This window comes from Pleurocapsa sp. CCALA 161, from assembly GCF_003003995.1.
Classification (GTDB): Bacteria; Cyanobacteriota; Cyanobacteriia; order Cyanobacteriales; family Xenococcaceae; genus Waterburya.
The window spans coordinates 1-4,931 of record NZ_PVWF01000208.1 but is presented as its reverse complement, the minus strand read 5'-3'; the positions used below and the strand labels follow the sequence as shown (position 1 = coordinate 4,931).

The window sequence follows — 4,931 nt, the reverse complement described above, 5'->3', positions numbered from 1 at the left end:
CGTTATTTTGGGCTATCAACGCACCGTACCTGAAACTAGGACGATGGTTGCAGAGGGGTTAATCAAAGACCCAATTTTAAATCCTCCTCTTTCACACCAGTTACGCTGTTTTACTCCTGAAAATCTGATTGGAAGGCTTTCTGGAGTTAAATATAAAGAACAAAATGCTCATACCAATCGTAACAACTCTAGTAATATTTCTCTGTCTTATATTATTTTTGTTGGTGCGCCTCGAATGTTGATGCACCGTTTTGACCGTTTACTAGCAGCCGACGGAAGAAAAGATGCACCAGCAGTTTTGATGACTTCTGCTACTTCTTATTTGAAAGCCAGTCCTGCTTATCACATTGATGTTAATCCCAACTATCTACTCAAACCTAAAGTAAACCAGCATGATTCAGAATCGAGTAGATACTATTTTCAATATTTTCTCGATAAAGAACGACGAAATGAACCATTACGTTATAGCGGTGCTGGCGAACTAAGAGACACTAATTTACGCAAAATGATTGATGAATTAGTCAAAAATGGTGAGAAGTCAGAAGTCAGAAAAGCGATTAGAAACTTTGATGTCAGAAATGGTATTCATCGCAAAGCTGCTTTTGTAGTTAATGGTTATCAACAAGTCAGAGAGATCAAACGATATCTCGACCGCAATTATCCAGATCTCGGCAAACGTACCAAAGCTGTGGTGCGTCATCTAGAAGAAGGAGAAAAACCTTCTGATTATGTTACTACTTCTCAATGTGAGGCTCTTGGAGATGATGAGGCTTGCGATCTAATTATTTTTCCCATGTTGGCTATTGGTCGTGGAGTCAATATTGTCTTTACCAAAGGTGCGCGAGAAAGAGATGCTGCTATTGGTTCGATTTATTTTCTAACTCGTCCTCACCCTACTACTGATGACACGCAGCTATTATACAGTTTAGCAGGACGTGCTACTCAAGCATTCGACCGCCGTACATTTTCTTCGGAAGATCGATTAGCAGATATCGATTTAGCTTGGGAGACTGCGAGAAAGGATATTTACCGCGATACAAAACGACTGTTACAAGAGCCATTAATGGCTAGCAGATTGGGTGCAGAGCTATTTAAACCCTTCACTGCCAATCAAATGGTAGCAATCTTACAAACAATTGGACGAGGTATGAGGAATGGTTGTCCAGTGTCAGTTTATTTTATTGATGCAGCCTGGGCTCCTCAATCGGCTAGAGGAAAACCTGATTCTCCCCGCGACAGTATGCTCGTTCAAATGCGCGTCATTCTAGAAGAGTGCATAAAACACCCCGATCCTGTAATTCGCCAGATATATCAAGAACTTTACGGTACTTTTCTCGAACCTTTGAAGAAGGTAGACAAGGTAATTTATCCGACAAAATTATTTCAGTCAGAAGATTCAGTTTATGAAGACGATGACTACGAAGACTTCGATCCTTTACTAGATATGTAATTAGCTATGACTCAATCTCAAGAATTAGAACAGATCAAAATGTACGAATTAGATCCATTTGCTAGAGAAGATTTCAGCAAAAAGGTAGGAATATTTACTCTTTCTCTATTGGCTCAAAATAATTTTCATCGATTTGCCTGGTTAAGATCAGCCAAATTAGAAGTCTTACTACCCAAAAAATATATTCAATTGGGAAATGCAAAAACAACTGCCACGATTCCTTTCGTCTTTACTATTCCCGATACTTTACCTCCCGTCACGGTTAACGGTTGGACAATTTCTTGGTCAAATGAAGCATTAGCTAACTTTTCTAAAATCCTGAAGGAAATAAAGCAAATAAAAAATCTTCCCTATGCTTCTTTGAGAGGTTTTTTAGAAATTAGGTTGTCTAATGTCACTCGAATTGAATCTAATATGGGTTTGAGTAAGTCTGCAATAAAAAGTAGGGACTATAAAATAGAGCCTTTTGCATATCTAGAGGGTGGAGATGAAGAAGAAATCGTAAAAAGATTAAAACCAATTATCAATGATTGGCTAGAGAATTATTTCGTTCCTTATAGCGAAAAAGAAGGAATAGATGAAGATGCGATAGAACAATTAAGAGAACTACAGTCAGATAATCTTCTTTTATCAATTAAGCCATTCCAATCTCAGATTTTTCCTTGGTTACAACATGAAGAAAGTGGCACTGCCAAACCAAACAATAAATACTCTTTTCCCGCATTAGCCGATTATCTAGCCAGATTAATTGCCGAACACGAATTTTTTACAGAATTAGGGGGCATTAAACGAATTATTACCAGCAAATCTGGAAGTAGCGTTCAATTAGTAACTAATCCAATCTTGCTAGAGAATAAAGGTTTATTTAGCTTATTTGTAGACCTAGAGATTATTACCTTTCCTTCCTTACCTCAACCATTAATAAAAGTAGATGTCGGCAAAAAGCGTTGGTTGAGTAGTCTTAAAGAAAATAGTTTCGATTCTAATGCTATTAATGGTTTTATTTTTTCGGAAAACTATAGCGAGCGCATTTTTAATTTTCAACTTAATCGTCGTCAAAACAAAAAAACTAATCAATGGGAATGGCAACCAGATAGTTCTTTTGCAGCTTTACAGCGCGAGTTGAACTTGCCATTAAATATTTTTAATGGAAAACAAATTGTTCAAAACCTAGCTTCAACAGCAGATTGTCAGGTTCTTCTGACTTATCGTAATGGCATTCAAGAAAAAAGTCACGATATTAAAGCAGGTGTTCCTGAAAAAGATAAACTAGAAGCTTTTAAAGCCATAACTGAAATTTTAAAATCAGAAGGAATCAAGCCTTTTAAAGACTACTCTAAAGTTAAATTTGGCAAAGGAATGGCTCACTCAAAAAATATTGCTGGCTCTAGGACTATCAATGCTCCTACTTCAGTTAATACTATCTTAGAGTCTCTAGAAAATAAGGCTGTTTCTGACTCTGAAAAAAAGTCTCCCGATGAAATGAGCCATCAAGAAATTAATAATTTACTCAAGGAGTATTTTGACTTTGAATTGAGCGAAAAAGGTATCAAAAATTTCAGATTTAATAGCAAAAAAAGAAATCAAACAAAAGAATTAAAACAATTATTATCAGCTAACAAGATAGCAATTCAGCAACTATATCCTGATGAAACACCTTTACTAATAATTTTCTATGACAGTAAGCATTATGAAACTGTTGGACTACTAGAAGCAGTCATCAAAATGCTTTGGGGAGATAAACTGGAAATTAAACTACAGAAACTTCCTAAAGATACTCATGGTGGAAAAACAATGCTACCTGGAAGTAATTTAAAAAACCAAGCAAGAGCGCAGAAGAGAGTAGAGGCTTGGACTTCAGTAGCTGAAAAAATTGCTAAAATTGAACGTCCGAAATTTTGTTTGGTGATGGCAGATGAGTTTTATCCCGATCCTAAACATGAAAACAAGCAATTACATGACGACAAAGTAAATAAACCCTCAACTCGTAGAGCCTTAGCTTCAATAGGTCGCACTTGCGTACAATTTATGCGCCCTCCACAATTTTGGATGAAATCGGGAGATATAAAAATAGCGGAATTTATTATTCGCGCTCAAGCCTCTACCAAAGAGCTACTTTGGGCGCATTCTGGACGTATCGACAACATACAGGAGAAAGTCAATAAATGGTTTGGTCATATCGAACTAAGAAATAGACCAGAAGAAATTATTGCTATCACAATTGTCCAAAGAAATGCTGGTAGAAAAAGTGGAAGACTGGAAAATACTTTTCTCCCCATAGCAATTAGAACAAATGTTCAAACTGGACTCAGTGAAATGTCTTATTGCTACGAAGATCCTAGAACACAAAGTTTCACTATTTCTCTCTGGCAACCATTTACCGAAGCCCTATTTGACATAGCCAATATTTCTCCCATATCTCTTGGAAGTAAACAAAACATTCGTATCAATCGCTTTCAAGAGTTTGTGGATTCAATTATTTCCAATTCTGTTGATGACGGCAATAATCCTGTTGTGATGATTGATTCTTCAAATTGCGTACAACTTTGGAATTGGTTGAGCGATCGCAAACTCAATACAAAAGATATTGATATCAATCAAAAACTTAATATGCAAGATAATTGGCAAGGGGCGCGTATTGTTCGTATTAGACAAGATTTAGCACCAGGAATTATTGAAGATAAGGTTAAATATCTAGCTGAAACATACCTAGAAGATACTCGAATCATCAAAGAATTAGAAGCAGACAAAGATAGGCAAAAAGAAATTTCAGCTCCATCAAGTCCCACAGGATTATATAAACTTAATTTTCCGAATAAAACTGGCTGCATTGTCTATCTTTCTATTGGCAAGAAAACACTACATCAAAAACAAAGAGGTGTTAGTTGCTATCGAAAAGTTGAACAGGATAAATATCTTGAAACTAAAGTATTAAATGCAAAGAGCAAAAATAAATACCGAAAAGTTACAAATTCGGCTGGATTGAAAATCAAAAACATTCAAGACCAAGAGCCACATACAGATCAATGGGCAACACCAAATCCTTTAGAAATTATTGTGGTATCACGCCAAAAACAAGATACACCAGATTATATTGCTGGTTTTGTTGAATCTCTTCGCTATGGATATGGTCACTTTAATGAATGGACAAAATTAGCTGCTCCACTATTTTTTGAGCGCGTAGTAAGAGACTATATTAGTAATTTTAATTTGGAAGAAGAGGAAGAAACAACAGACTAATCGAAAAAGCGCGCTCGCGGAAGCGTACGCAAGTCCTTCGGACTCAACGTTGTTCGTTGGCATCGCGCTTTTTCGTTCTCATTTTAAGTACAAGTTGAGACTTTACCTGGAGTAAAACCAATAAGCCAATCGAAACTAACTTATTACTCTTTAACTAACCTATGTATGAAGTCTCCAGCGACTAAGCCTTTTAGGGCTGTAGTCGTGGTATCTGGTCAATCACCAGTGTAGGATTTTCCCA

General features: G+C 36.5%; 1 protein-coding gene and 1 pseudogene. Both read left to right on the top strand.

The annotated features are described in order from the left end of the window. Window positions 1-1,450: pseudogene (locus tag C7B62_RS24490) on the top strand (hypothetical protein); the annotation flags it as partial. 6 nt (window positions 1,451-1,456) lie between these two features. Next, on the top strand, window positions 1,457-4,690 hold the full coding sequence (locus tag C7B62_RS24485; RefSeq protein ID WP_106243907.1) for a pPIWI_RE module domain-containing protein: 3,234 nt from the start codon (window positions 1,457-1,459) through the stop codon (window positions 4,688-4,690). Window positions 4,691-4,931 lie beyond the last annotated feature (241 nt).

Coding starts and splice junctions, on each gene's coding strand:
- C7B62_RS24485 (WP_106243907.1), top strand. CDS start 1,457: ATGACTCAATCTCAAGAATTAGAACAGATCAAAATGTACGAATTAGAT.